This window comes from Nonomuraea sp. CA-143628 (genome assembly GCF_050942315.1).
Classification (GTDB): domain Bacteria; phylum Actinomycetota; class Actinomycetes; order Streptosporangiales; family Streptosporangiaceae; genus Nonomuraea.
The window spans coordinates 11962798-11986030 of record NZ_CP192072.1 but is presented as its reverse complement, the minus strand read 5'-3'; the positions used below and the strand labels follow the sequence as shown (position 1 = coordinate 11986030).

22 protein-coding genes are annotated in these 23233 nt (G+C 69.4%); 12 read left to right on the top strand and 10 right to left on the bottom strand.

Translation table 11 applies throughout. From position 1 onward, the window contains the following. The first annotated feature begins 34 nt into the window (after positions 1 to 34). From ACQP2T_RS54055 to ACQP2T_RS54020, 8 genes are all read left to right on the top strand, one after another. Positions 35 to 679, top strand: coding sequence for a hypothetical protein (locus ACQP2T_RS54055; RefSeq protein WP_433512561.1), 645 nt, complete (start codon positions 35 to 37; stop codon positions 677 to 679). Continuing rightward, on the top strand, positions 676 to 2316 hold the full coding sequence (locus tag ACQP2T_RS54050; RefSeq protein WP_433512560.1) for an N-6 DNA methylase: 1641 nt from the start codon (positions 676 to 678) through the stop codon (positions 2314 to 2316). Before ACQP2T_RS54055 ends, ACQP2T_RS54050 begins: the two co-directional genes overlap by 4 nt. After that, entirely contained in the window at positions 2301 to 2933 is a 633-nt protein-coding gene (locus tag ACQP2T_RS54045) for a restriction endonuclease subunit S (protein ID WP_433512559.1), read from the top strand. The genes ACQP2T_RS54050 and ACQP2T_RS54045 overlap by 16 nt, the downstream gene beginning before the upstream one ends. Positions 2934 to 3113: 180 nt before the next feature. Further along, entirely contained in the window at positions 3114 to 3647 is a 534-nt protein-coding gene (locus ACQP2T_RS54040; RefSeq protein ID WP_433512558.1) for a hypothetical protein, read from the top strand. A 72-nt stretch (positions 3648 to 3719) separates the two neighbouring features. Beyond that, positions 3720 to 4793 carry an adenosine deaminase gene (locus tag ACQP2T_RS54035; RefSeq protein ID WP_433512557.1) on the top strand — a complete coding sequence of 358 codons (1074 nt, stop codon included), beginning with the start codon at positions 3720 to 3722 and terminating at the stop codon, positions 4791 to 4793. Then, the gene (locus ACQP2T_RS54030; RefSeq protein ID WP_433512556.1) at positions 4790 to 5401 is read left to right on the top strand and encodes a PH domain-containing protein; all 612 of its coding nucleotides are present in this window, start codon (positions 4790 to 4792) and stop codon (positions 5399 to 5401) included. The genes ACQP2T_RS54035 and ACQP2T_RS54030 overlap by 4 nt, the downstream gene beginning before the upstream one ends. 130 nt (positions 5402 to 5531) lie before the next feature. Beyond that, on the top strand, positions 5532 to 6350 hold the full coding sequence (locus ACQP2T_RS54025; RefSeq protein WP_433512555.1) for a MerR family transcriptional regulator: 819 nt from the start codon (positions 5532 to 5534) through the stop codon (positions 6348 to 6350). Between the two features lie 64 nt (positions 6351 to 6414). Then, positions 6415 to 6900 carry a GyrI-like domain-containing protein gene (locus ACQP2T_RS54020; RefSeq protein WP_433512554.1) on the top strand — a complete coding sequence of 162 codons (486 nt, stop codon included), beginning with the start codon at positions 6415 to 6417 and terminating at the stop codon, positions 6898 to 6900. Positions 6901 to 6924: 24 nt separating this feature from the next. Here the strand turns inward: ACQP2T_RS54020 and ACQP2T_RS54015 are convergent, their stop codons facing one another. The 4 genes from ACQP2T_RS54015 to ACQP2T_RS54000 form a co-directional block, all read right to left on the bottom strand. Then, complete coding sequence (locus ACQP2T_RS54015) at positions 6925 to 8577, bottom strand: phospho-sugar mutase (RefSeq protein ID WP_433519952.1); 1653 nt, start codon at positions 8575 to 8577, stop codon at positions 6925 to 6927. An 86-nt stretch (positions 8578 to 8663) separates the two neighbouring features. Beyond that, complete coding sequence (locus ACQP2T_RS54010) at positions 8664 to 9467, bottom strand: purine-nucleoside phosphorylase (protein ID WP_357948672.1); 804 nt, start codon at positions 9465 to 9467, stop codon at positions 8664 to 8666. Position 9468: 1 nt separating this feature from the next. Beyond that, a complete protein-coding gene (locus tag ACQP2T_RS54005) occupies positions 9469 to 10773 on the bottom strand; it encodes a M20/M25/M40 family metallo-hydrolase (RefSeq protein WP_433512553.1) in 1305 nt (434 codons plus the stop codon). Then, positions 10770 to 11750, bottom strand: coding sequence for an Lrp/AsnC family transcriptional regulator (locus ACQP2T_RS54000; RefSeq protein WP_433512552.1), 981 nt, complete (start codon positions 11748 to 11750; stop codon positions 10770 to 10772). The genes ACQP2T_RS54005 and ACQP2T_RS54000 overlap by 4 nt, the downstream gene beginning before the upstream one ends. 111 nt (positions 11751 to 11861) lie before the next feature. Here ACQP2T_RS54000 and ACQP2T_RS53995 point away from each other — a divergent pair, with 111 nt between their 5' ends. After that, positions 11862 to 13166, top strand: coding sequence for an MFS transporter (locus tag ACQP2T_RS53995; RefSeq protein WP_433512551.1), 1305 nt, complete (start codon positions 11862 to 11864; stop codon positions 13164 to 13166). Here the strand turns inward: ACQP2T_RS53995 and ACQP2T_RS53990 are convergent. Next, positions 13163 to 13615 (bottom strand): gamma-glutamylcyclotransferase, encoded by a 453-nt coding sequence (locus ACQP2T_RS53990; protein WP_433512550.1) that lies wholly within the window; start codon positions 13613 to 13615, stop codon positions 13163 to 13165. The genes ACQP2T_RS53995 and ACQP2T_RS53990 overlap by 4 nt on opposite strands. 71 nt (positions 13616 to 13686) lie before the next feature. Here ACQP2T_RS53990 and ACQP2T_RS53985 point away from each other — a divergent pair, with 71 nt between their 5' ends. Beyond that, the gene (locus ACQP2T_RS53985; protein ID WP_358179661.1) at positions 13687 to 15081 is read left to right on the top strand and encodes an NAD(P)H-quinone dehydrogenase; all 1395 of its coding nucleotides are present in this window, start codon (positions 13687 to 13689) and stop codon (positions 15079 to 15081) included. On the opposite strand, the gene ACQP2T_RS53980 is transcribed toward ACQP2T_RS53985, so the two are convergent. From ACQP2T_RS53980 to ACQP2T_RS53960, 5 genes are all read right to left on the bottom strand, one after another. After that, positions 15029 to 16216: a hypothetical protein gene (locus ACQP2T_RS53980; protein ID WP_433512549.1), complete on the bottom strand. Its 1188-nt coding sequence runs from the start codon at positions 16214 to 16216 to the stop codon at positions 15029 to 15031. The two genes, ACQP2T_RS53985 and ACQP2T_RS53980, sit on opposite strands and share 53 nt — an antisense overlap. 8 nt (positions 16217 to 16224) lie before the next feature. Then, positions 16225 to 17235: a hypothetical protein gene (locus ACQP2T_RS53975; protein WP_433512548.1), complete on the bottom strand. Its 1011-nt coding sequence runs from the start codon at positions 17233 to 17235 to the stop codon at positions 16225 to 16227. Between the two features lie 212 nt (positions 17236 to 17447). After that, complete coding sequence (locus ACQP2T_RS53970; RefSeq protein ID WP_433512547.1) at positions 17448 to 18824, bottom strand: hypothetical protein; 1377 nt, start codon at positions 18822 to 18824, stop codon at positions 17448 to 17450. Between the two features lie 160 nt (positions 18825 to 18984). Then, positions 18985 to 20730 carry an acetyl/propionyl/methylcrotonyl-CoA carboxylase subunit alpha gene (locus tag ACQP2T_RS53965; protein ID WP_433512546.1) on the bottom strand — a complete coding sequence of 582 codons (1746 nt, stop codon included), beginning with the start codon at positions 20728 to 20730 and terminating at the stop codon, positions 18985 to 18987. A 64-nt stretch (positions 20731 to 20794) separates the two neighbouring features. Then, positions 20795 to 21514, bottom strand: coding sequence for an SDR family NAD(P)-dependent oxidoreductase (locus ACQP2T_RS53960; RefSeq protein ID WP_433512545.1), 720 nt, complete (start codon positions 21512 to 21514; stop codon positions 20795 to 20797). Between the two features lie 122 nt (positions 21515 to 21636). Here ACQP2T_RS53960 and ACQP2T_RS53955 point away from each other — a divergent pair, with 122 nt between their 5' ends. Both ACQP2T_RS53955 and ACQP2T_RS53950 read left to right on the top strand, forming a co-directional pair. Then, positions 21637 to 21909: a WXG100 family type VII secretion target gene (locus tag ACQP2T_RS53955; protein WP_433512544.1), complete on the top strand. Its 273-nt coding sequence runs from the start codon at positions 21637 to 21639 to the stop codon at positions 21907 to 21909. Between the two features lie 97 nt (positions 21910 to 22006). Then, positions 22007 to 23176: a S8 family serine peptidase gene (locus tag ACQP2T_RS53950; RefSeq protein WP_433512543.1), complete on the top strand. Its 1170-nt coding sequence runs from the start codon at positions 22007 to 22009 to the stop codon at positions 23174 to 23176. Positions 23177 to 23233 lie beyond the last annotated feature (57 nt).

Here is a 23233-nt window from a genome sequence, read left to right as displayed (position 1 = left end):
TTGTCGACAGTCGATGCCTCTGGAGGTGCTGGTCGTGTCCCCTGATCTGCCTGAGTGGGCAGGGCGGATGTTCTCCGCGCCACGCATCGCCCCGTATCTGAACGCCTCCCAGGGGAACGGCGTGTCCGCGTGGAGTCTGTATCGCTGGAACGTCGAGGTGTCAGCGGCGTTCTACAGTCCGCTCCACTGCCTGGAGATCTGCTTGCGCAACGCTGAGCACGATCGCCTGGGCGCTCGTTATGGTCGTCCCGACTGGTGGCAGGTCGCTCCGTTGGACAAGCATGACGCGCGCAGGATCGAAAAGGCAAAAGACGACCTGAGCCGCAAGGGTGTCCAGCGGCCGACGGCTGACGACATCGTGGCCGAATTGCCTTTCGGCTTCTGGGTGTCGCTGCTCAACCGTGCATATGACCGGCCCTTCTGGGTGCCGGCTCTGCACCGCGCCTTCCCGCGCTATTCGGGTACCAGGGCGGCGCTGCGCGACAACCTGCAGGCCATGGTGTTGCTCCGTAACCGGATCATGCATCACGAGCCCATTCATCACCGCCATTTGGCTGCTGATCACGCTAAGATCCATCGCTTGCTCGACTATCTGGAGCCCAGAGTAGGTGCGTGGTTGCGAGGCGTGGACAGTGTTCCGGACGTGCTCGCACGGCGGCCGGAGGGCGGAACTCGGTGAGTGCTCCCGACGGTTATCTCTCCAGGTCGGAAATCGCCCGGCTGGCACGGGTTCGCCGTCCTGCTGTGAGTAACTGGGAACGCCGCCACGAGAGCTATCCCCAGCCCGTACGAGTCGGCGGAGAGGATTTCTTCGCGAGCTCCGCCATCATGGAGTGGCTCGACCAACGCGTGGTCCCGCGCAACGCGCTCCTGCGCGGTGAACGGGCGGGCACCACTTATGGTGAGCGTTTTCGCAGGAACCTTTCCGCATCGAGCGGTGACGAGTCGCCCGCCGTGCCGACGACACCTCGCCCGGATTCCGTACCGGACGCCGGGGAAGTGTTGTGGAAGACATTCGACCGGTTGCGAGGCGTGCAGGATGTGGCCGGCTACCGGAACCTGGTGCTCAGCCTGATCTATCTAAGGGCGCGGGACGATGAAGGCTGGTCAGCAGTGACGAAAGGCCTTGTCGGCGAGATCGATTGGGCCCACGCCGCCATGGACCGATTCCTACCGGAGCTTGGCAGCGTCCCCGCCCTTTCCCATGTCCGCAGCCGGGAACTCACAGCTCTCGTCGAGTCAGCCGACCAGGCGGTTCGAGCCTTTGGCGGTGCTGAAGCCTTCCGCATCCTGCTGGCCTGGTTCGCCGGGCTGGAAGGAATTCGAGGTGGCGAGTTCTACACGCCCGATTCCGTGGCGCGCGCCCTGGTCGAGGCCCTTGCCCCGGATGCCTCGGCGGACATCTACGATCCTTCCTGTGGAACCGGCGACATACTTCGCGTGGCGGCGGCTCACCTATGGAGAACGAGCGGCCGGCAGAACTTCTCAATGCGTGGTGACACGCTGACCGCGGAGGCACGGGCACTCGCCCGTATGAATATGACTCTGCACGGGATCGATGCACAAGTCGAGACCCAGCCCATTCAGGTGCTGTGCGATGAGATTCCGCCTCGTGAGCGATATAGCTACGTCATCGCTAACCCTCCATTCAACATGAGTGACTGGTGCGACAACGATCCGGCGGACCACAAGGGCTGGAGCTATGGGCCGCCTCCCCCGAGTAACGCGAACTTCGCCTGGCTCCAGCACGTGCTCGACCATCTGGCTCCGGGGGGCAGGGCCGCGGTTCTCATGCCGAACAGCGCGGCCTTCTCGGAAAACCCGCGTGAGCGGGCGATACGCGAAGCGCTGGTAAAAGACGGTTGCGTCGAAGCACTGGTGGCCCTGCCGTCCAAGCTCTTCTACACCACGACCATCGGCGTCACCATGTGGCTGCTGGCCCACCCGGACAGGCCGCGGCCGGAAATCCTCTTCGTCGACGCCTCGGAAATGGGTCACCCGGTCGCCCGCAATCGCCGCACACTTTCCGAAGCTGATCACAAAGCACTCAACGATGTTCTCTCTGCCTGGCGCGCGGGCGGCTTGCCCACCGCGCTGACCCCGCTGGCCGCGGCGGTGCCTTTTAGCGAGGTGCGCGAGCAGAAATTCAACCTCAACCCCAGAAGGTACGTGGGCCCGGCGCCGGTCGATGCGCCATGGGGCGGTCAAACCATTCAAGCGCTACGCCGGCGCCTGGACCGTCTACACGCGCAGGCTTCGGCGGCGGACGCCAACGCCGACCAGGAACTCGAGAGGCTCATATGGCCAGATCTCTGATCGGTGAACTCCCCGCAGGCTGGACGCAGGTCGAACTCGGCGAACTCGGCGAACTCAGGGCGGGGGCGACTACTCCCGCGGATTCCGATGGCCCAGTGGCGGTGGTAAAGCCAAGGAATCTCGTCGACGGCCGTCTCCAAGGAGACACGGACCACATCAGCGAAGAAGAGGCCGCCAGATTGTTCCGCTACCGCCTCACGGTGGGCGACATCGTCTGTGTACGAACCGGCAACCTCGGTCGGCATGCCCTGGTCTCCGCGGAACATGAGGGATGGCTCTTCGGGACCGGCATCATCAGAGTCCGCCCGAACAAGCGGATTGACCCGCGCTACCTCAACCACTATCTCGGCCACCAGTTGGTGCAGGACTGGTTTCGCCGCAACGCCGCTGGTGCCGCGATTCCCAGCATCAGCACCACGATGCTGACAACCCTCCCTGTGGCATTGGCTCCGCTCGAGACCCAGAAATCCATAGGCCAGACGCTGGCCGCCTTGACCGAGAAGATCGCAGCTCATGAGCGGATTTCCCAAGCCACCACAGAACTCCGCGACACACTGCTCCCTCTTCTCTTGTCCGGGGCGGTGGGGACCATTCGCGGTGAGCGTGAGGATGAGTGACATGAGTGAGCGCAGACCTGGACAGGCAATTGCGCCGAAGCAAGAGCCGTCTGACGCTGGGCGAGCGGCAAGCGTTGATCAAGAGGGATGTAAGCCGATGCCTCTATTAATGGGGTGAAAAGACCTCAACGTGGGAGCACACCGGACGCCGGGGCGCCCAAGGGATCTGGAGGCTCCGCCATGACACGCCCGACCGCCGCTCACGCGTACGTGCTCGGCTTAGCCATCGCCGCCGTGCTGCTCGCCGCATGTAGACCACACGCGGAAACGGCCAAAGGCGGCGCGGGCGGCTGCTCGCTCACCGTGGCGGAGCTCTCCAAGGCCACGTCGCTGAGCTGGGAGCTGAAGGAGAAGAGGGACGACCACCCGCTGGAGACCCTCGAATCGGTCAAGGCGAGCGTGTGTCTCTACACGGCGGCGGACGCTCCTCAGGCGGGGTCGGATCCGCTGGTGCTGAGGACGGACACCGTCGGCGGGAAGGACGTCTCCGCCGTTCGCCAGGAATTCACCGAGTCGTGCACCGAGTACGACGGCAAGGTGCGCGAATCGCCGGCCGCTGACGGCGCGATCGTGTGCGACCGTGACGGCGCCGTGGCGGAGGGGCTGGTGGAGAGCGTTGACCGGCTGGTGAGCGTCTATTTCGTGAACGCCGACAAGACCACCGCCATGAAGCTCACCAAGAAGTTCGACGCGATACTCAGAGCCGTGGGGTGAGCGGCGACACGGGCCGATGTCGGCCCAGTTGGGGCCGCGAGTTCGCCGGCGGAAGGCGCATATCATGGGCGGATGAGGCCCACGCTTGACGAGATCCAACGGGCGCCCAAGGTGCTGCTGCATGACCACCTCGACGGCGGCCTGCGGGCCGAGACCATCGTCGGGCTGGCTCGCGACTCCGGCTACGGCGAACTGCCCACGACCGACGCCGACAACCTCCGGGAGTGGTTCGAGGAGGCGGCCAATTCAGGCTCGCTCGAACGCTACCTGGAGACCTTCCAGCACACCGTCGGCGTCATGCAGACGCGCGAGGCACTGACCCGCGTCGCCGCCGAGTGCGCGGAGGATCTGGCGGCCGACGGGGTCGTCTACGCCGAGGTGCGCTTCGCGCCCGAGCAGCACACCACCACGGGGCTCAGCCTCGATCAGGTGGTCGAGGCGGTGCTGGACGGGTTCAGGCAGGGCTCGGAGGGGCGCGGGATCAAGGTTGGCACGCTGCTGACCGCGATGCGGCATCAGGCGCGGTCGATGGAGATCGCCGAGCTGGCCGTACGTTATCGGGACGGCGGGGTGGTGGGGTTCGACATCGCCGGGGCCGAGGCCGGCTACCCGCCCACCAGGCACCTCGACGCGTTCGAATACCTGCAGCGGGAGAACGCGCACTTCACCATCCACGCGGGCGAGGCCTTCGGGCTGCCGTCGATCTGGCAGGCCATCCAGTGGTGCGGCGCCGATCGGCTCGGCCACGGAGTGCGGATCATCGACGACATCTCGGTGTCGGACGACGGCTCTGCCAAGCTGGGCCGCCTGGCCGCGTACGTCCGCGACAAGCGCATCCCCCTGGAGATGTGCCCAACCTCCAACCTGCAGACCGGAGCCGCCGATTCCATCGCCGACCACCCGATCGGGCTGCTGCGCCGCCTGAACTTCAGGGTGACGGTCAACACCGACAACCGGTTGATGAGCCGCACCAACGTGTCGCTGGAGTTCGACAAGCTGGTGGAGGCGTTCGGCTATGGCTGGGATGATCTGCAGTGGTTCACGGTCAATGCGATGAAGTCGGCGTTCATCCCGTTCGATGAGCGGTTGGCGCTGATCAACGGTGTGATCAAGCCCGGATTCGCGCGGATGAAGTGGCAGCCGTGAAAGAGACCTACCGATCCAAGACCGCCTTCGTACTCGGCTGGGTGTGGCTGGCGTTCGTCGCCTTCAACATCTGGGATCTGACCGCCCGCTACAACGGCAAGCCCTCGCTGGTGGCGGGCGCCGTGCTGGGCGCGCTCACCGCCGTGGTCTACCTGGTCGCGCTCCGCCCAGCGACCGTGGTGACCGAGGAGGGGCTGGTGGGGCGTAACCCGCTCCGCTCGACGTTCGTGCCCTGGGCCTCGGTGAACGACGTGGTGGTCTCCCACACCATCAACGTCCGCTACGGCACCGAGCAGGTGTTGCGGCTGTGGACGCCGATGAGCACGGCGCGCGAGCGGGCCAGGGCGCAGCGCCGGGCCACGCCCAGGCAGGAACGCGGTCGCTTCAAGACCGAGCCCACGCTGAGCAAGGCGGAGCAGGCGGCCGCGGAGGCGTTCGCCGGGAAGACGCACGCCGACTGGGTGGGACAGCAGATCACCGAGCGGGCGGAGTCGGCCAAGCGCCGCGACGCGGAGGCCCCGCCCGCCCGCGCCAGCTGGGCGATCGACTCGTTCGCGGTGCTGGCCGCGGCGATCGCGCTCGTGGTGATGGCGGTGGTGATCGGCTGACGGTGGTGATCGGCTGACCCGGTCGAGCCACGGTCGTGGTGGGGTGAGCCGTCGAGCCACGGTCGTGCTGGGCTGACCGGCCGATGTCGTTGACCCTGACACCGTGTCAGGCCCTACACCTGGAGGGGTCATGTTCAGTATTGGAGACTTCGCCAGGCTCGGGCTCGTGTCCGTGCGCATGCTGCGCCACTACGACGCGATCGGGCTGCTGCGCCCCGCGCACGTGGACCCGGCCACCGGTTACCGCTCATATCAGGCGGCGCAGCTGTCCAGGCTCAACCGCATCGTCGCGATCAAGGACCTCGGCTTCACGCTGGAGCAGGTCAGAGCGATCCTCGACGACAAGGTCAGCACGGAAGAGCTGCACGGCATGGTACGCCTGCGCCGCGCCCAGTTGGAGGCGCGGATCAGCGCCGACCTGGCCAGGCTGCGCGGCGTCGAGGCGAGGCTCCGGACCATCGAGACGGAGGGGCACATGCACACGGACGAGGTCGTGCTCAAGGAGATCGCCGCGACCAGGGTCGCCGAACTCAGCGCGCGGGCCGCCAGTTACGAGGGCGAGGACATCGGGCCGGTCATCAAGCCGTTGTTCGTCGAGCTCTGCGGGCGGCTGGAGTCGGCGCGGGTGACCATAGCGGGTCCCGGCATCGCGTACTACATCCCCGAAGACGACGGCGCGGTGATGGTGCACGTCGCGTTCCCCTTCACGGCGGAAGAGAAGGACGAGTACGACGTCCAGTTCGTCACTTTGCCGCGCATCGAGACGGCGGCGACGATCATCCATCATGGCCCGATGGAGGAGGTGGGCCCGACGTTCCAGGCGCTGGCGCACTGGATCGAGGCGAACGGCTACCGGTCGAGCGGCCTGGCCAGGGAGATCTCCCTGCACTGCCCGGACGACCTGGCCGAATGGGTGACGGAGCTCCAGATCGAGGTGACACCGGTCTAGCGGACGAGCCGCCGATGAGTTCCCGGGCCACGTCTGGTCTATAGGAGTGGAGGAGGGCAGAACAATGCCGAACATCATTGACCATCCCGACCGCCCCTACATTGGGGTCCGCGGAACCATCAGCATGACCACCTTCGGCCTGGTGGCCGACCGCATCGGAGAGCTGATCGGCTGGCTGGCCGAGCGGGGCGTGGCACCCGCCGGGGCGCCGTTCCTGAGATACCTCGCCATCGACATGCCGGCCGACCGGCTGGAGGTCGAGGCGGGCGTGCCGGTCGCGGCCCCGGTGACCGTCGAGAGGGATATCTTCGCCGCTCACCTGCCGGCCGGGCGCTACGCGACGGTACGCCACCACGGCCACCCCGACCAGCTCAGAGGCGTCATCGAGAACCTCCTGACCTGGGGCGCCGAGCAGGACCTCAAGTGGGACATGACGCGCGACGGCGACACCGAGCTGTGGGGCTGCCGCCTGGAGCTTTACCAGACGGACCCCCGCGTCGAGCCCGACCTCAACAACTGGGACACCGACCTGGAGTTCCGCCTGGCCTGACCGCTTCCGGGCGCTGGGCGGTGCCTAGAGGCCGAGTGCGGCGCCGACGTCCGCTTTCAGGGCGGCAAGCTCTCGTACGGCCAGCGCTCGGGCATCCTCCACCGGGCCGGTCACCGGAACGACCACCTCCAGGTAGCACTTGAGCTTGGGCTCGGTCCCCGAAGGCCGGACCACCACCCGGGCGTCACCGGACAGCACGTACCGCAGCCCGTCGGTGGGCGGCAGCCCGCCGTCACCCAGGCTCAGGTCGTCAGCCCGTTCGACCGCCCGGCCGCCCAGCGCGGCCGGGGGGTCGGCGCGCAGCCGAGCCATCGCGCCGGCGATGAGCGACAGGTCCTCGACCCGGACGGACAGCTGCGCGGTGGCGTGCAGCCCGTAGCGCCGGGCCTGGTCGTCGAGCAGGTCGAGCAGGGTGCGCCCGGCGCGCTTGGCCGCCGCGGCGATGCCGGCCACGGTCAGGGCGGCGCCGATGCCGTCCTTGTCGTGAACGGGCAGCCCGGCCTCGGAGCCGACGCTGTAGCCGATCGCCTCCTCATAGCCGAAGACCAGCCCAGGACCTGCCTTGATGATCCACTTGAAGCCGGTCAGCGTCTCGCCGTAGCGGACGCCGTGGGCGGCGGCGATCTTGCTCAGCAGCGTTGAGGACACGATCGTGGTGGCCACCAGGCGATCGCCGGACGTGTGCGTGATGACGTGCTCGGCCAGCAGGCCGCCCACCTCGTCGCCGGTCAGCATGCGCCAGGAGCCGTCGCCCAGCGGCACGGCCACGGCGCATCGGTCGGCGTCGGGGTCGTTCGCCAGGACGAGATCGGCGTTGATCTTCTTGGCCAGCGCCACGGCCAGGTCGATCGCGCCGGGTTCCTCCGGGTTGGGGAACGCCACCGTCGGGAAGGCGGGGTCGGGGTTGCGCTGCTCCTCGACGGCCATCGGGGTCTCGAACCCGGCGGCCAGGAACGCCCCGGTCAGCGTGCCCGACCCGACGCCGTGCAGCGGCGTGTAGGCGATCCGCAGCTCGCGGGCGTCGCCGAGCGGCAGCGCGGTCACCGCGTCGATGTAGTCGTCGACGATGCTCTCGCCCAGCTCGGTCAGCGTGCCGGGCGCGTCGAGCGGCAACCGGTCGACGCGGCCCACCGCCTCGATGGCGGCGGAGATCTCGGCGTCGATCGGCGGCACGATCTGGGAGCCGTCGCCCCAGTAGACCTTGTAGCCGTTGTCGCGGGGCGGGTTGTGGCTGGCGGTGACCATCACACCGGCGTCGGCGCCGAGGTGGCGGACGGCGAAGGCGAGGATGGGCGTCGGCAGCGGGCAAGGCAGCAGTGAGGCGTGCAGCCCGGCGCCGGTCAGCACGGCCGCGGTGTCGCGGGCGAACACGTCGGACTTGTGGCGGGCGTCGTAGCCGATGACGACATGCCTGCCGCGGCCGAGCACCTGGGCCAGACCGGCCGCGGCCCGCATGACGGTCACCCGGTTCATCCGGTTGGGGCCCGCGCCCAGCTCACCGCGCAGCCCGGCCGTACCGAACTCGAGCCCGGCGCCGAAGCGGTCGCGCAACGCCTCGACGTCGCCGGAGTCGAGCAGAGCGGACAGCTCGGCCCGCGTCTCGGGATCAGGATCCTGCGCCAGCCAGAGACGGGCCGCCTGGACCAGGTCGGCGGCTGTGCGAGCGTCGGCGGACACGGAGGCGTCTGCGGTCGGCTCGGCGGACACGGAGCCGTCGCCGGTCGGGTCGCCGGCCGCGGGGGATGAAGATGCCGGGTCGCCGGTCACAGGCGGTCCACGATCTTGGCCAGCAGGGTGCCCATGCGGGCGGCCGTCGCGCGGCCGACCTGGAGGACCTCTTCGTGGTTGAGCGGCTCGTCCGCCAGCCCCGCCCCCGGGTTGGTGACCAGGGAGACGCCCAGCACCTCGAGACCGGCCTCGCGGGCCGCGATGGCCTCCAGGACGGTGGACATACCGATCATGTCGCCGCCCAGCGTGCGCAGCATGCGGATCTCGGCGGGCGTCTCGTAGGTGGGGCCGCGGAAGGCCACGTAGACGCCCTCGGCGATGGTCGGGTCCACCTCCTGTACGAGCGCGCGCAGCCGCCGCGAGTAGACCTCGGTGAGGTCGATGAACGTGGTGCCGGTGATCGGGTTGGCCCCGGTCATGTTGATGTGGTCGCTGATCAGCACCGGGTCGCCGACCTGCTGCGTCTCGGGGCGCAGGCCGCCGGCCGCGTTGGTCAGCACGATCGTGCCGACCCCCGCGGCGGCTGCGGTGCGTACGCCGTGGACGACGGAGTCGACGCCACGCCCCTCATAGAGATGGCTGCGACCGAGGAAGACGAGCGCGTGCCGCCCACCGGGAGTGCGCAGGACGCGGATCTTGCCGCCGTGCCCGGCCACGGCCGGAGCGGAGAAGCCGGGCAGGTCGGTGAAGGGGATCTCCGTGACCGTCTCGCCGATCGCGTCCGCGGCCGGTACCCAGCCGGACCCCATGACGAGGGCGACGTCGAAGGTGTCGAGGCCGCAAGCGCTCTTCAGCGCCTCGGCGGCGGCTCTGGCCAGGGAGTAGGGGTCGTTGCTCACGTCAGTAGTTTAGGAGGAGCCTGTCGAGCACCCGCACCCCGAACTGCAGCGCGTCCACCGGCACCCGCTCGTCCACGCCGTGGAACATCGACGCGAAGTCCATGTCCCCGGGCAGCCGCAGCGGCACGAACCCGAACCCGCGTACGCCCAGATCGGCGAAGAAGGTCTTGTTGTCGGTGCCGCCGGACATGCAGTACGGCACGGCCCGCGCCGTGGGGTCCTCGGCCTTCAGCGCCGCGATCATCGACTCGACCAGGGCGCCGTCGAACGTGGTCTCCAGCGCGATGTCGTGGTGCACGAACTCGCGGCGGACGTTCGACCCGATCAGCGTGTCGATCGTCTTGAAGAACTCGTCCTCGTGGCCGGGCAGGAAGCGGCCGTCGATCACGGCGGTGGCCTGGCCGGGGATGACGTTCGACTTGTAGCCGGCGTTGAGCTGGGTCGGGTTGGCGGTGTGGCTCAGCGTCGCGCCGACGAAGCGGACCAGCGGCCCGATCTTGTCCAGGATGGGCGCCGGGTCGTCCTCGTCGAAGGGCAGGCCGAAGGCGTCCGCGACCTCGGTGAGGAACTGGCGGACCGTCGGGGTGAGGGTGATCGGCCACTCGTGGGCGCCGACCCTGGCCACGGCCTTGGCCACCTCGGTGACCGCGTTGTCGGTGTTGAGCATCGAGCCGTGCCCGGCGGTGCCATCGGCGATGAGCTTCATCCAGCCGAGACCCTTCTGCGCGGTCTCGATCAGGTAGAGCCGCAGGGACGGGTCCACTTCCAGGGAGTAGCCGCCGACCTCGCTGATCGCCTCGGTGACACCCTCGAACAGCTCGGGGTGGTGCTTGGTGAGGTGCTTGGCGCCGTACGTGCCGCCCGCCTCCTCGTCGGCGACCCAGGCGAAGACCAGGTCGCGGCGCGGCTTGCGGCCCTCGCGGGTGAGCTGGCGGAGTACGGCCAGCATCATCGCGTCCATGTCCTTCATGTCCACCGCGCCCCGGCCCCAGATGTAGCCGTCGCGTACCTCGCCGCCGAACGGGTCGACGGACCAGTCGGCCGCGTTGGCGGGCACCACGTCCAGGTGGCCGTGGACCAGGAGCGCGGGCAGCGACGGGTCGGTGCCCTCGACGCGGGTGATGACGTTGCCCCGGCCCGGCTCGCTCTCGATGTAGGTGGCCTCGATGCCGACCTCGTCCAGCCTGGCCATGACGGCCTCGGCGGCGGCCCGCTCGCCGGGGCCGGTGCCGTCCCCGTAGTTGCTGCTGTCGACGCGGATGAGTTCGGCGCAGAGTTCGGCGACTTCGTTCTCGGCGGGCGTCATGGTGTCCTCTCCAGGGTGAGCAGGCCGGACTTGTGGAGGTGACCGCGTTTGTAGGCGCGGGTGATGAGGGTGACGTCCATGTCGGTGACCTCGTCGAGCGGGCCGACGACACCCGTCAGGAAACGGTAGAGATCGGCCTCATGGGCCACCGCGACCTGGACGATCAGGGAATGGGTGCCCGAGGTGGCCGCGCAGTAACGCACGCTGGGGTGCGCGGCGAGCTGCTGGCCGACCAGATCGAGCCCGTGCGGCCGTACCTTGAGCCAGAGCTTGCCTTCCACCTCCAGGCCGAGCAGCGCGGGCTCGACCTCGGCCCGCAGCAGCAGGAGCCGCCGTTCGAGCAGCGAGGACACCCGCCTGCGGGCGGTCGGCACCGAGATGTCGAGCCGCTCGGCTATCGCCGTGAACGCGATCCTGCCGTCACCGGCCAGTAACTCGGCGATCTCCTGCTCCAGCGGCGAAAGACCGTCCTCGTCGGGAAGGACTTCGAGGACCGGGGGCGGACGCAGCAGGGCCGCCTCCTGCTCGCTGAGGTAGGGCGCGTGCCACTCGGCGACCGTCCTGAAGGTGTGCAGGACGACCTGCGTCTGCGTCTGCAGTACCCCGTCGATCTCGCTGATCTCCGCGGTGAGGATTTCGTGCAGCTCCTCCCGTGACCGGGCGACCAGCTCGCAGGCGAGGTCGGCGGCCCCGGTCAGCGAGTAGACCGAGCGCGTGTCGGGCCGGTCGGCCAGTGCCTTGGCGACCTGCGCCGCCGTACCGGGGCGGACCTGGACATGCAGGTGCACGGGCCGGCCGTGGCCTGAACGCAGGTCGTCATAGATCGCGGTGACGCGCACCATGCCGTCGGCGATCAGGCGCTGTAACCGGCGCGCGACCGTGCGTTCGTGCTCGCCGACGGCCCTGCCGATCTCGCCCCACGACGCGCGGGGGCTGATCTGGAGGGCGGCGACCAGGCGCCGGTCGAGAACATCCACGGGGAGCCGTCTCTATGTCGGGTTTGTAAATATGTTGCCAGGCATTTGACTGTTTCGGTCGCCCGAATGCACAGTAGGCCATCATCGCAGTTGTCAGCAAAGGAGCCCCCCGTGGCGACCTCCCCCGTGGCGCCATCGCCACTCGGCATCCCCAAAAGCCGTGTCCGACAGCTCATGGCGGCCAGCATCGGCAACGTCGTCGAGTGGTTCGACTGGTACACCTACAGCTTCCTGACCGTCTACTTCGCCGACCAGATCTTCCCCAAGTCCGGCACGAACAGTCTGGTCCCGGTGCTGAGCGCCTTCGCGGTGTTCGCGGTCGGCTTCTTCATGCGCCCGCTGGGCGGCCTGCTGGTGGGCGCGTTCGCCGACCGGTTCGGCCGCAAGTCTGCGATGACCTTCACGATCATCCTGATGGGTGGCGGCTCGCTGCTGCTGGCGATCACGCCGACGTACGAGGCGGCGGGTGTGCTCGCGCCGATCATCCTGACGCTGGCGCGGCTGATCCAGGGCCTCTCGGTCGGCGGTGAGTTCGCCGCGGCGACCACGTTCCTGGTCGAGTCGGCCCCTCCCGGGCGTCGCGGGCTGTTCTCGAGCTTCCAGTACGTCAGCACCACCATCGGCCAGCTCTTCGCCTCCGGCCTGGCCGCGCTGCTGGCCGCCAACCTCGCCGAAGCCGACATGAGCTCGTACGGCTGGCGCATCCCGTTCGTGGTGGGCGCGGTGATCAGCCTCGTGGGCCTGTGGATCCGCAAGGGCGCCGAGGAGACCAGCGCGGTCGTCAGCGAGATCCAGGAGGGTAAGACGGAGCGTCCGGGCCTGTTCGAGTTCCTGGTCCGCTACCCGACCAAGGCCGCCATGATCGTTGGCATCACCGTGGCGGGCACGGTCGCCTACTACACCTGGACGACCTTCCTGCCGACCTACGCCCAGCAGAACGTGGGCTTCGACAAGGGCGAGTCGCTCACGGTCAGCACGATCGCGCTGGTCTTCTTCATGATCCTGCAGCCGCTGCTCGGCATGCTCTCGGACCGGGTCGGGCGCCGGCCCATGCTGATCACCTTCGGCCTGGCGTTCACGATCCTGCCGGTGCCACTGCTCGGCATGCTGACGAACTCCTTCTCCAGCCTGCTGTTCATCCAGTGCCTCGGCATGATCTTCCTCGGCTGCTTCACCTCGGTCTCGGCCGCGGTCAACTCCGAGTTGTTCCCGACCCGGGTGCGGGCGGCGGGGGCGGGCTTCCCGTACTCGCTGACCGTCGCGATCTTCGGTGGCACTGCGCCGCTCATCGGCACGGCGCTCAAGGACGCGGGCAACGCGGGGCTCTTCCCGTGGTACATGTCGGCGCTCGCCCTGGTCTCCACGCTGGTGTACGTCTTCGCGCTGAAGGAGACCAAGGACCAGCCGCTCAGCTAGTCGCCGATCGATTTGCAGGGGCGTCCCCGCAACTCCTTGACGTAGTCGTCGGGGGCGCCCGCCCGCTCGGCGGCGTCGGCCAGGATGCCCAGGTAGCGGGCGGAGGGCAGGCCGCCCTCGTAGCCGTCGAGCACGTAGAACCAGGCCACCTGCTCGCCGTCGAGGGTCTGCACCCGCAGCCGCACCTTGTGGTAGAGGCCGCGGACCGCGCCCTCCCACTGGTCGAGCGAGTTGGCGTCCCACTCGGGCACGTCGTAGAGGACGACGAAGACGTGCTCGTCGGGGTCTTCGACGATGGTGGAGAGCGCGCCCTCCCAGCCGAAGTATTCGCCGCCGAACGTCAGGCGCCAACCCTGCAGCCAGCCCACGCCCCGGATCGGGGAATGAGGGGCGCGCATGGCCATCTGCTCGGGGTCCATGTTGCTGCCGTAGGCCGCGTATACAGGCACAGCAGATAAGAGTAGCGCGCGACCGGCCGCCCCGTTCGTCGTCAGCGCGCGCCATGCGGGACAATAGGGGCGTGACGAGGATCGTGATCATCGGTGGCGGACCAGGCGGCTACGAGGCGGCTCTGGTGGCGGCGCAGCTAGGCGCGCAGGTCACCATGGTCGAACAGGACGGGCCTGGCGGCGCGTGTGTGCTGACCGACTGCGTGCCGTCCAAGACGCTCATCGCCACCTCTGTGCGTAAACAGGCCCTCCTCGACGCGCCCTCGCTGGGCGTCGGATTCACCGGCGGGCTCGATGGCGACGTCGGCGTGGCGAGCGTCGATCTGCCGCTGGTCAACAAGCGGGTCAAGGAGCTGGCGCAGGCCCAGTCGGCCGACATCGAGACCCGGGTCGCGGCCGAGGGCGTCGAGATCATCAAGGCGCGCGGGCGGCTGGTCGACCCGCAGCTGGTCAAGGCGGGCGACCGCGCGATCAAGGCCGACGTGGTCATCGTGGCGACCGGCGCGACGCCGCGCATCCTGCCGGGCGCCGAGCCCGACGGCGAGCGCGTCCTGACCTGGCGTCAGCTCTATGACCTCGACGCGCTGCCCGAGCACCTGATCGTGGTCGGCTCCGGGGTGACGGGCGCCGAGTTCGCGGGCGCCTACCGCTCGCTGGGCGCCGAGGTCACGCTGGTCTCCAGCCGCGACCGGATGATGCCCAACGAGGACGCCGACGGCGCCGAGGTGCTCGAAGAGGTCTACCGGCGCCGCGGCATGAACGTCATGGGCCGCTCCCGCGCCGCCTCCGTCAAGCGGACCGCCGACGGCGTCGTGGTCACGCTCGAAGACGGCCGCACGGCCGAGGGCTCCCACGCGCTGATGACGGTCGGCATGGTGCCCAACACGAGCGGCATCGGCCTGGAGGAGGCCGGGGTCCAGCTCGACAGGAACGGCTTCATCAAGGTCGACAAGGTCTCGCGCACCTCCGCGCCGGGCGTCTACGCGGCGGGTGACTGCACCGGCGTGCTCATGCTCGCCTCGGTCGCCGCCATGCAGGGCCGCATCGGGGTCTGGCACGCGCTGGGCGAGGCCGTCCAGCCGCTCCGGCTGGCCACGGTGGCCTCCAACATCTTCACCGATCCGGAGATCGCCGCGGTCGGTGTGGCACAGCGCTCGATCGAGGCCGGCGAGATCGAGGCCAACGTGGTCAAGCTGCCGCTGGCCACCAACGCCCGCGCCAAGATGCAGGGGTTCAACGACGGCTTCGTCAAGCTGTTCTGCCGTCCGCACACCGGGATCGTGCTGGGCGGGGTCGTGGTGGCGCCGCGCGCGTCGGAGCTGATCCTGGCGCTGTCGGTGGCGGTGCAGCAGCGGCTCACGGTGGATCAGCTGGCCCACACTTTCGCGGTTTATCCGTCTTTGTCGGGATCCATCACCGAGGCGGCTCGGCGGTTGATGCAGCCTGAGGCGCAGATCGGGATCTGACGGGGGTCCGGCTGTAGCGGAGTTCGACCGCCGGGAGCTCGCTGCGGTTCTCGTCGCGTTCGAGCCGGGCCAGCACGCGGATGCGTTTGCCGGCCAGGTCTACCACTATGGCCTCGTAAGTGCCGGGCGTGCTCCGGCCGACGATCAGATGATCCTCGTCGTACCAGGCGATGAGGTCGTCTCCCCAGATGCCGGGAACGGTGGCGAGGCGTTTGGCGGCGGGGTAGTCCCAGACCGAGATGTGTGCGTTGCGGTCGAGGGTGAAGAACCTGCCGCCAGACGGGGCGAAGGGGGCCACACCGATGGGTCGGCCCACCCAGTGCAGGGAGCGGAGCGTTCTGCCCGACAGATCCATGAGGCTCGCTCCTGAGTAGCCGGATGGGCCGAGGACTGTCTGGCTACCAGGGCCCCAGCGGTAGAAGTCCGCGCTCGCCGGGGATTCACGGTCGCTCGCGTCACGGAGTTTGACCACTGATGAGGTGCGGCCCGCCGGGTCGACGATCAGGAAACCGGTGTGGAGGTTCTGGCCCGCGCTGTGGTCGGCGAGAGTGAACAGCAGGCGCCCGCCGTCCGGCGACCAGCTGGGTTCCATCGCGGTCTCGCGGCGATCGAGGGCAGGTCTCACGGCGAAGGTCTCATCCGTGGCCCGGTCCGTGATCCGGACCTGGAAGCGGTCGGAGCCGTGGTAGAAGTACATCTCGTCCACGACCGCCAGCCACCGGCCGTCAGGGGAGATGGAGGCATTGAAGTCGTCGCCGCCGACCTCGGTGAACGCGGTCTCGCCGCGCACGTAGGCGGTGGTGAAGTTGTTGCCTCTGTCGAGGTTCGTGATGTCCTGGCCGATGACGAATGAGGTGAGCCGCACCGGATCCGAGGGCTGCTCGTAGAGGGTCAGGGAACCGTTCAGCAGCTTGATCTCGCTGCTCGACAGCGCCGAGAAGCCGGTCGCCCGGCCTCCGGCCGGCCGCTTGACGAGCAGGTACGTGGCGACTCCGGAGACCAGCGCGAGCGCAAGGGCGGCGGCGACGAGGACGTTCGGGCGGGCCCGCGATCGGGTTCCGCCCACTGAGACGATGGTGTCGTCCGCGCTCATCCCTGTCCCGCCGCCGGAGGCGACGGTGCCGTCTGCGCCCATCCCGGTGCTCACCTCTGCCGCGCGTAGGTGAACACGGGAACGGCGCCCCTCGCCCCGAACTCCGTCAGCAGCCGGTCCGGGAGCAGCCGCTGGAGGTCGGTCACCTTGACCTGTCCAGGCTCCCAGCCCTCCGGGTCGGCCATGACGAGGTGGGTGTCGTCCCACCAGCCGTAGATCGTCGAATCGCCGAGCGACGCCAGGCGCGTCCCGTCCCTGGCGTCCCAGACGCAGACGTCGCCGCCGCTCGGGCACCACGTGACGAACCGGTCTCCTGAGGGGGAGAACGCGCCCCCGCCGTACGGCCGTCCCACCCAGTTCATGACCCGCAGCTCGCGCCCCCTCAGATCGCGGAACCGGATGCCGCCGCCCGCCGCGCCCGCCGCCACACCGGAGCCGCCGGGCAGCCACGAGTACTGGCCGGTGTCGCCGCTGACCCGGACGACAGCGGAGGCGGACCTGGTGGCGAGGTCTACGGAGGAGAAGCCGGTGCCCCGCACGGTGACCAGCAGCCGCCTGCCGTCCGGCGACCAGACCGGCCGCTCCAGGTGCCCGGAGAGCCGGACCCGGAACGCCTCCCTCATGGCGGGGTCGGTGAAGCGGATCTCCGTACCCACGACGACCGCCCACCAGTTCCCGTCGGGTGACATGGCGACCTCGGCGCCGGGGATGCCGAGCCCGGTGAAGCCGCTGGGGCCTCTGACCTGGGTCTCGTCGCCGATCCGGTAGGCGACCAGCCGTACGGGGTCGGCCGGGTGCTCCAGCAGCCTCAACGAGGTGCCCGGCACCGTGACCGTGGTGTTCGGCGAGGGCAGCGGGCCGGGGAGCGCGGAGGCGGCCACGTACGAGGGCAGCGGCGAATAGGGCGAGCCGGGGGCGGGATCGGGCCACAGCAGGGAGACGCCGCCAGCGGACGCCAGCGCGATCGCCACGGCGGCCGCGCCGAGCACCAGGGGACGCCGGTGGCCGCTCGCCCGGTCGCGCACGCTGATCAGCGTGTCGGCGCTGTCCGGTTCGGCCATCGCAGCATTATGGGCGGATCTTCGCGAAACGACAACGCTGGTGTGCTCGGCCTCGGGCGGGCAGGCACACCTCCGGAACGGGAAACGGGCGCGCCCCGTGAGAGAGGGCACGCGCGGTAAGAAAACGGGCGCGCCCCCTGAGAGGGGACACGCCGGGTAAGGAAAAGGGCGCGCCCCCCGAAGGGAACGCGCCCGGTCATTCGCTGGTCGCTTTACCAGTCGCCGCCGCCGAAGTCGCCACCACCGAAGTCGCCGCCGCCGCCGAAGTCGCCCCAGCCGCCGCCACCTCCGCCGCCGAAGTCGCCGCCACCGCCACCGCCGTCGGAGAAGCCCTCGGCGTAACCGGCGCCGTAGCCGCCGTAACCGAAGCCGCCGCCGAGCAGGCTGCCCATCATGGTGCCGATGAACATGCCGGTCATGATGTCGCCGAAGCCGCCGTAGTAGCCGTAGGCGTAGGGCTGGTAGGCCGGGCCCGCGTCGTAGTAGGGACGCCGCTGGCCGTCGACCATGACCTCGCGCATCTGCGGGTCGAAGCCGCGCTCCACGGCCTCGGCGTCGCTCGCGCAGGCGGGTACGTCGCGCACCGCGCCACCGGGCGGGGCCCAGCGCACGTCGCGTACGGACGGGCCGTGCTGCGGGTTGAAGAAGCAGGGCGCCCGCCGCTCGGGGACCGGCTGGTTGTTGACCTTGGCCTTCACCACGGCCAGCGCGTAGCGGCCGTCCTCCAGCGTCTGGGTCACCTCGCGGACCTGGTCGGCCCGCTGCACCGCCGCGAGCTGCGTCTTGGCCTTCTCGTAGGAGTCGAGAGCCTGCTGCCACTCGGTGATGTGCTGCCCGCTCTGGCCGGAGAGCGCGACGTCGGTGTCCAGCGCGGTGATCTCCTCGCCGAGCTTGGTGACGTCCTCCTCCACGGTCTGCTTGACCGCGGCCAGGTCCTTGGCGTCCTGGATGGCCTGCTTCTTCTTCTTGTTCTTGGAGTAGACGAAGTAGCCGCCACCGCCGACCACGACGAGCGCGCCCAGGGCGATCAGCGCGCCGCTGCCCCCGCCGCTGCCGCCCACCGGGCCGGAGTCGAGCGCGGCCTTCTTGCCCGCGGAGGCGAGGTTGATGCGCTCGACGAAGTCATTCATGCCGGACACGACGTCGTCGTGGTTACGCACCGCCAGCTGGGACAGCCGGTTGGTGAGACCGGGCTTGCCGAAGTTGGACTCCGCGAACAGGGAGTTGCCGTCCAGCACCGCCACGGTGACCCGGCCCCCACCCTTCGCGGCCGCGGTGGCCTCGCCAAGGGAGGTGACGTACTGCTTGGCGTTGGCCGCCGTCAACGTGCCGTCGGGCAGCGCCGCGACGTAGATGTCACTCTTGGAACCCTTCAACGTGTCGCGGATCTCGGACTGCTGGTCCGAGGTCAGCGGCGAGCCCGACTGCACGTACAGCGGGTCCTTCTTGTCCTTCCAATAGGACACAACGCTCGATGCGTCAGGGGGTGCGGCCGCCGCGTTGGCGGCAGGGGACAGCGCAAGGACGACGAAAAGACCGGCGATCAGAGCCGCGATCGCGGCCCCTGCTCGGCGCAGCGAATGGGTCATTGGCAGCAAGCCTCCTTCGCCCAGGATGACGAACGGGCACTCGACAAAGTTCCTCTACAGCGCACGTTACCCGTATGGAGTCGGTCGGGCGCGGGGCGTGGTCAAGGATCTTCGTGGCCCCGGCACGATCAAGCGAGAGGTCAAGCGACGTCAAACGTCGTCAAGCGTCCTTGATCTCGCAGATCGTGGCGCCCGACGTGACGGTCTGCCCGACGGCGGCGGTCAGGCCCGTGACGGTGCCCGCTTTGTGCGCCGTGAGTGGCTGCTCCATCTTCATGGCCTCCAGCACCACGATCGCGTCGCCCTCGGCCACCGTGTCGCCGTCGACCGCGACGATCTTGACGATGGTGCCCTGCATCGGGCTGACGAGCGCGTCGCCGCCCGCCGCGGGCTTGTTCGCGCCGCCGCGTCTGGGCTTCCTGGCCGCGGGGGGCGCGGAGCCTCTGGCGGTCGTAGCGAGGCCGGAGGGGAGGACCACTTCGAGGCGCTTGCCGCCGACCTCGACCGTCACCGACTCCCGGGCGGCGGGCTCGTCGGCGGAGCCGTCGCCCGAGTAGGGCGGGATCGTGTTGTCGAACTCGGTCTCGATCCACCGGGTGTGGACGGCGAACGGCTCGGCGGTGAAGGCCGGGTCCGACACGACCGCGCGGTGGAAGGGCAGCACGGTCGGCATGCCGTCGATCTCGAACTCGGCCAGCGCGCGGCGCGAGCGCTCCAGCGCCTCCGTACGCGTACGGCCGGTCACGATCAGCTTGGCCACCAGCGAGTCGAACGTCTGCGGCACGGTCATCCCGGCCTCGAACCCCGAGTCGAGCCGTACCCCGGGACCCGACGGCGCTCGCATGACGGTGAGCGTGCCCGGAGCGGGCAGGAAGTTTCGGCCGGCGTCCTCGGCGTTGACCCGGAACTCGATCGAGTGGCCGCGTGGCCGCGGGTCGGCGTAGCCGAGTGTCCCGCCGTCGGCGATGCGGAACATCTCACGGACCAGGTCGAGGCCCGACACCTCCTCGCTCACCGGGTGCTCGACCTGCAGACGGGTGTTGACCTCCAGGAAGGAGATCGTGCCGTCCTGGCCGACGAGGAACTCGCAGGTGCCCGCGCCGACGTAGCCGGCCTCGCGCAGGATCGCCTTGGAGCTGGTGTAGAGGATCTCGACCTGCGACTCGGACAGGAACGGCGCGGGCGCCTCCTCCACCAGCTTCTGGTGGCGGCGCTGGAGCGAGCAGTCGCGGGTGCCGACCACGACCACGTTGCCGTCGCGGTCGGCCAGGCACTGGGTCTCGACGTGCCGCGGGCGGTCGAGGTAGCGCTCCACGAAGCACTCGCCGCGGCCGAACGCGGCGGTCGCCTCGCGTACGGCCGAGTCGTAGAGCTCGGCGACCTCCTCCAGCCGGCGGGCGACCTTGATGCCCCGGCCGCCGCCGCCATAGGCGGCCTTGATCGCGATGGGCAGCCCGTGCTTCTCGGCGAAGGCGACCACCTCCGCCGCCCCCGACACCGGGTCCTTGGTGCCGGCGACCAGCGGCGCGCCGACCTTCTGCGCGATGTGCCTGGCCTGGACCTTGTCGCCGAGCGCGGCGATGGCGGCGGGCGGCGGGCCGATCCAGATCAGGCCCGCGTCGATGACGGCCTGGGCGAAGCCGGCGTTCTCGGCCAGGAACCCGTAGCCGGGATGCACGGCGTCGGTGCCGGAGCGCCGGGCGATCTCCAGCAGCTTGCCGATGTCGAGGTAGGTCTCGGCGGGGGACCGGCCGCCCAGCGCGTACGCCTCGTCGGCGATCTTCGCGTGCAGGGAGTCGAGGTCCTGGTCGGCGTAGACGGCCACGCTGCCGATCCCGGCGTCCTTACATGCCCGTGCGATCCGGACGGCGATCTCACCCCGGTTGGCGATCAGAACCTTCTGCACGGGCCCATGTCCTTCCGACGCCCTTCCTCGACACGGAGTGTAAGTGCTCGTTGTCGGCCGACCCTCAGCGACCCAAGTACGCCCCGCCGTTCACATGGAGCACCTGCCCTGTCAGGTGCCGCGCACCCGGAGTGGCGAGGAACAGAACAGTGTCGGCCACGTCAGATGGGGTGCCGGGGCGGCCGTTGCGGGTGTTCTCGACGCGGGCCCTGATGCCCTCCTCGGTCAGGCGGCCGCGGAAGAACTCGGTGTCGACCACCAGGCCGGGGGAGACCACGTTGGCGGTGACGCCCCGGGGGCCGAGCTGGGCGGCCAGGTCGGCGGTCCACGCCTCGACGGCCGCCTTGGCCGCGCCGTACGAGCCGGAGCCCGTACCGCGGGCGGCGATCGAGCCGATCGTGATGATCCGCCCGCCCTTGGCGAAGCGTGGCAGCAGCGCGGTCGTGACGAGCACGGCGGACAGCAGGTTGGCGTTGAGGTTGGCCAGCCATCCCTCGGCCACGTCCAGCAGGTCGTCGGACTGCCGCCGGTCGAGGTTGGTGTTGCCGCCCGCGTTGTTGACCAGGACGTCGACCCGCTCGGGCAGGCGACTGGCCGCCTCTCTCACGGCGGCGGGGTTCGCGGCGTCGAAGGGCAGGAAGTCGGCGCCGAGCCGGGACGCGGCCTCCTTCAGCACACGCTCGCGACGCCCGGTGATCGTGACCCGGTCGCCCGCGGAGACGAACGCCGCCGCGACCGCGTAGCCGATCCCGGTGCCACCGCCGGTGACCACAACCTCGCGCATGGCCGGATGCTCCTTAGATCCGAATATTCCTCTGGAAGACCATAGCCGCTCGGCATAACAGGAGCGAGGCGTGAGTGACGCGCTTATGTTGAGGGCGCTTTCAGTCGATCCAGGAGGTATGCATGAGCCAGAGCCTGCTCGGTGGCGACCCCGGGGAAATGCAGCAGATGGCCAGTCAATTCACCCAGCAGTCCGAGGCGGTGCGCACCACGATGACCGCGCTGGACCGCGAGGCCGCCAAGGTCGGCACCGCTTGGACGGGCCCGGGAGCCGAGCGCTTCCAAGGGGCCTGGCAGAACTACCGGACGGCCTTCCAGCGCATGACGGAAGAGCTCCAGGAGGCCTCCCGGGTGATCAACACCTACCGGGGCAACATCGAGTCCGCGACCCGCTGAGTCTCGCGGAGGGGCCCCGGCCTGAGCGCCGGGGCTTCCTTTCGATTAGGACACCAAAGCTGCTTTCGTTCAGGTGAGCAGGCTACGCTCTTCCGCCATGATCGGACGGACTCTCGCGGCGGGCGTGCTCGCCCTGCAGCTCACCTCGGCCCCCGCCCTCGCCGCGGTGCCGGCGGAGAGGTCGGCGCCCGTCGAGTGCAAGCCGCGCAAGGGGACGACGCAGCTGCCCGGCACCGAGCCGTGGGCGCAGCGAAGGCTCGACATCAAGAACGTGTGGCGCCTCACCCGGGGCGCGGGCGTGAAGGTCGCCGTCGTCGACAGCGGCGTCGACTACCAGCACCCGCAGATCCAGATCTCCAAGTTCATCGACATCACCCACACCGGCTACCGCGACTGCGTGGGGCACGGCACCGCCGTCGCGGGCATCATCGCCGGCCGCTACCTCGCCGGCGTTCCCTTCCACGGCGTCGCCCCCGAAGCCCAGCTCATCTCGGTGAAGCAGAGCAACAGCGAGGAGGGCGAGGTCGCCGACCTGGTCAAGGGCATCAAGGAGGCGGTGGACCGCAAGGCGGACGTGATCAACGTCTCGGTGCGGGCCGCCGACCATCCCGACCTGAGGGCGGTCATCCAGTACGCGCTGTCCAGGGACATCGTGGTCGTGGCCGCCGCCGGCAACATCACCAAGGAGGATGGGCCGCCCGAGCCCGCCTACCCCGCGGCCTACGACGGCGTGCTCGCCGTCGGCTCCGCCAACAGCAACGGTCAGCGCGCCGACTCCTCCAACACGGCCACGCCGGTCGGCGTGCTCGGGCCGGGCGTGGACATCACCGCCCCGTGGACGGGCAAGAGCTACATGCGCGGCCTGGAGGGGACCAGCTTCGCCGCGCCGTACGTGGCCGGGGTCGCCGCGCTCGTCCGCTCCCGCTTCCCCAAGCTCGACCAGGAGCAGGTACGCCAGCGCATCACCGCCACGGCCGACGGTTCGGTGGGCACGGGCACCGGAGCCGGGATGGTCAACCCGCTGCTCGCCGTCACCGCGACGCTGTCCTTCGACCCGGCCGGCGCCCCGGTGGTCGCGGCGCCCCCGCCCTCGCCGTTGCCCGCCGACGTGGTGGCCAAGGTCCCGGCGCCCGACGAGCACGCGACGAACATCTCTCTCCTGGTGACGGTCGGCGCTCTGGCCATCGCCGCCGTGGGGGCGGCCTGCGCGCTGCTCGTCCCGTTGGGTCGCCGGCGCGGTTGGCGTCCCGGTCGTCCGGCGGCTTGATGTCCTGACGGTTAAATGTCAGGTTGCGTCCGAAACTACTGATGCAAAAGTGACAGG

Excerpts from the sequence above, each read along its gene's own strand:
- ACQP2T_RS54045 (WP_433512559.1), top strand. The coding sequence starts at position 2,301 with ATGGCCAGATCTCTGATCGGTGAACTCCCCGCAGGCTGGACGCAGGTC.
- ACQP2T_RS54040 (WP_433512558.1), top strand. The coding sequence starts at position 3,114 with ATGACACGCCCGACCGCCGCTCACGCGTACGTGCTCGGCTTAGCCATC.
- ACQP2T_RS54035 (WP_433512557.1), top strand. The coding sequence starts at position 3,720 with ATGAGGCCCACGCTTGACGAGATCCAACGGGCGCCCAAGGTGCTGCTG.
- ACQP2T_RS54025 (WP_433512555.1), top strand. The coding sequence starts at position 5,532 with ATGTTCAGTATTGGAGACTTCGCCAGGCTCGGGCTCGTGTCCGTGCGC.
- ACQP2T_RS54020 (WP_433512554.1), top strand. The coding sequence starts at position 6,415 with ATGCCGAACATCATTGACCATCCCGACCGCCCCTACATTGGGGTCCGC.
- ACQP2T_RS54005 (WP_433512553.1), bottom strand. The coding sequence starts at position 10,773 with ATGACGCCCGCCGAGAACGAAGTCGCCGAACTCTGCGCCGAACTCATC.
- ACQP2T_RS53980 (WP_433512549.1), bottom strand. The coding sequence starts at position 16,216 with ATGGGCGCAGACGGCACCGTCGCCTCCGGCGGCGGGACAGGGATGAGC.
- ACQP2T_RS53975 (WP_433512548.1), bottom strand. The coding sequence starts at position 17,235 with ATGGCCGAACCGGACAGCGCCGACACGCTGATCAGCGTGCGCGACCGG.
- ACQP2T_RS53970 (WP_433512547.1), bottom strand. The coding sequence starts at position 18,824 with ATGACCCATTCGCTGCGCCGAGCAGGGGCCGCGATCGCGGCTCTGATC.
- ACQP2T_RS53960 (WP_433512545.1), bottom strand. The coding sequence starts at position 21,514 with ATGCGCGAGGTTGTGGTCACCGGCGGTGGCACCGGGATCGGCTACGCG.
- ACQP2T_RS53955 (WP_433512544.1), top strand. The coding sequence starts at position 21,637 with ATGAGCCAGAGCCTGCTCGGTGGCGACCCCGGGGAAATGCAGCAGATG.
- ACQP2T_RS53950 (WP_433512543.1), top strand. The coding sequence starts at position 22,007 with ATGATCGGACGGACTCTCGCGGCGGGCGTGCTCGCCCTGCAGCTCACC.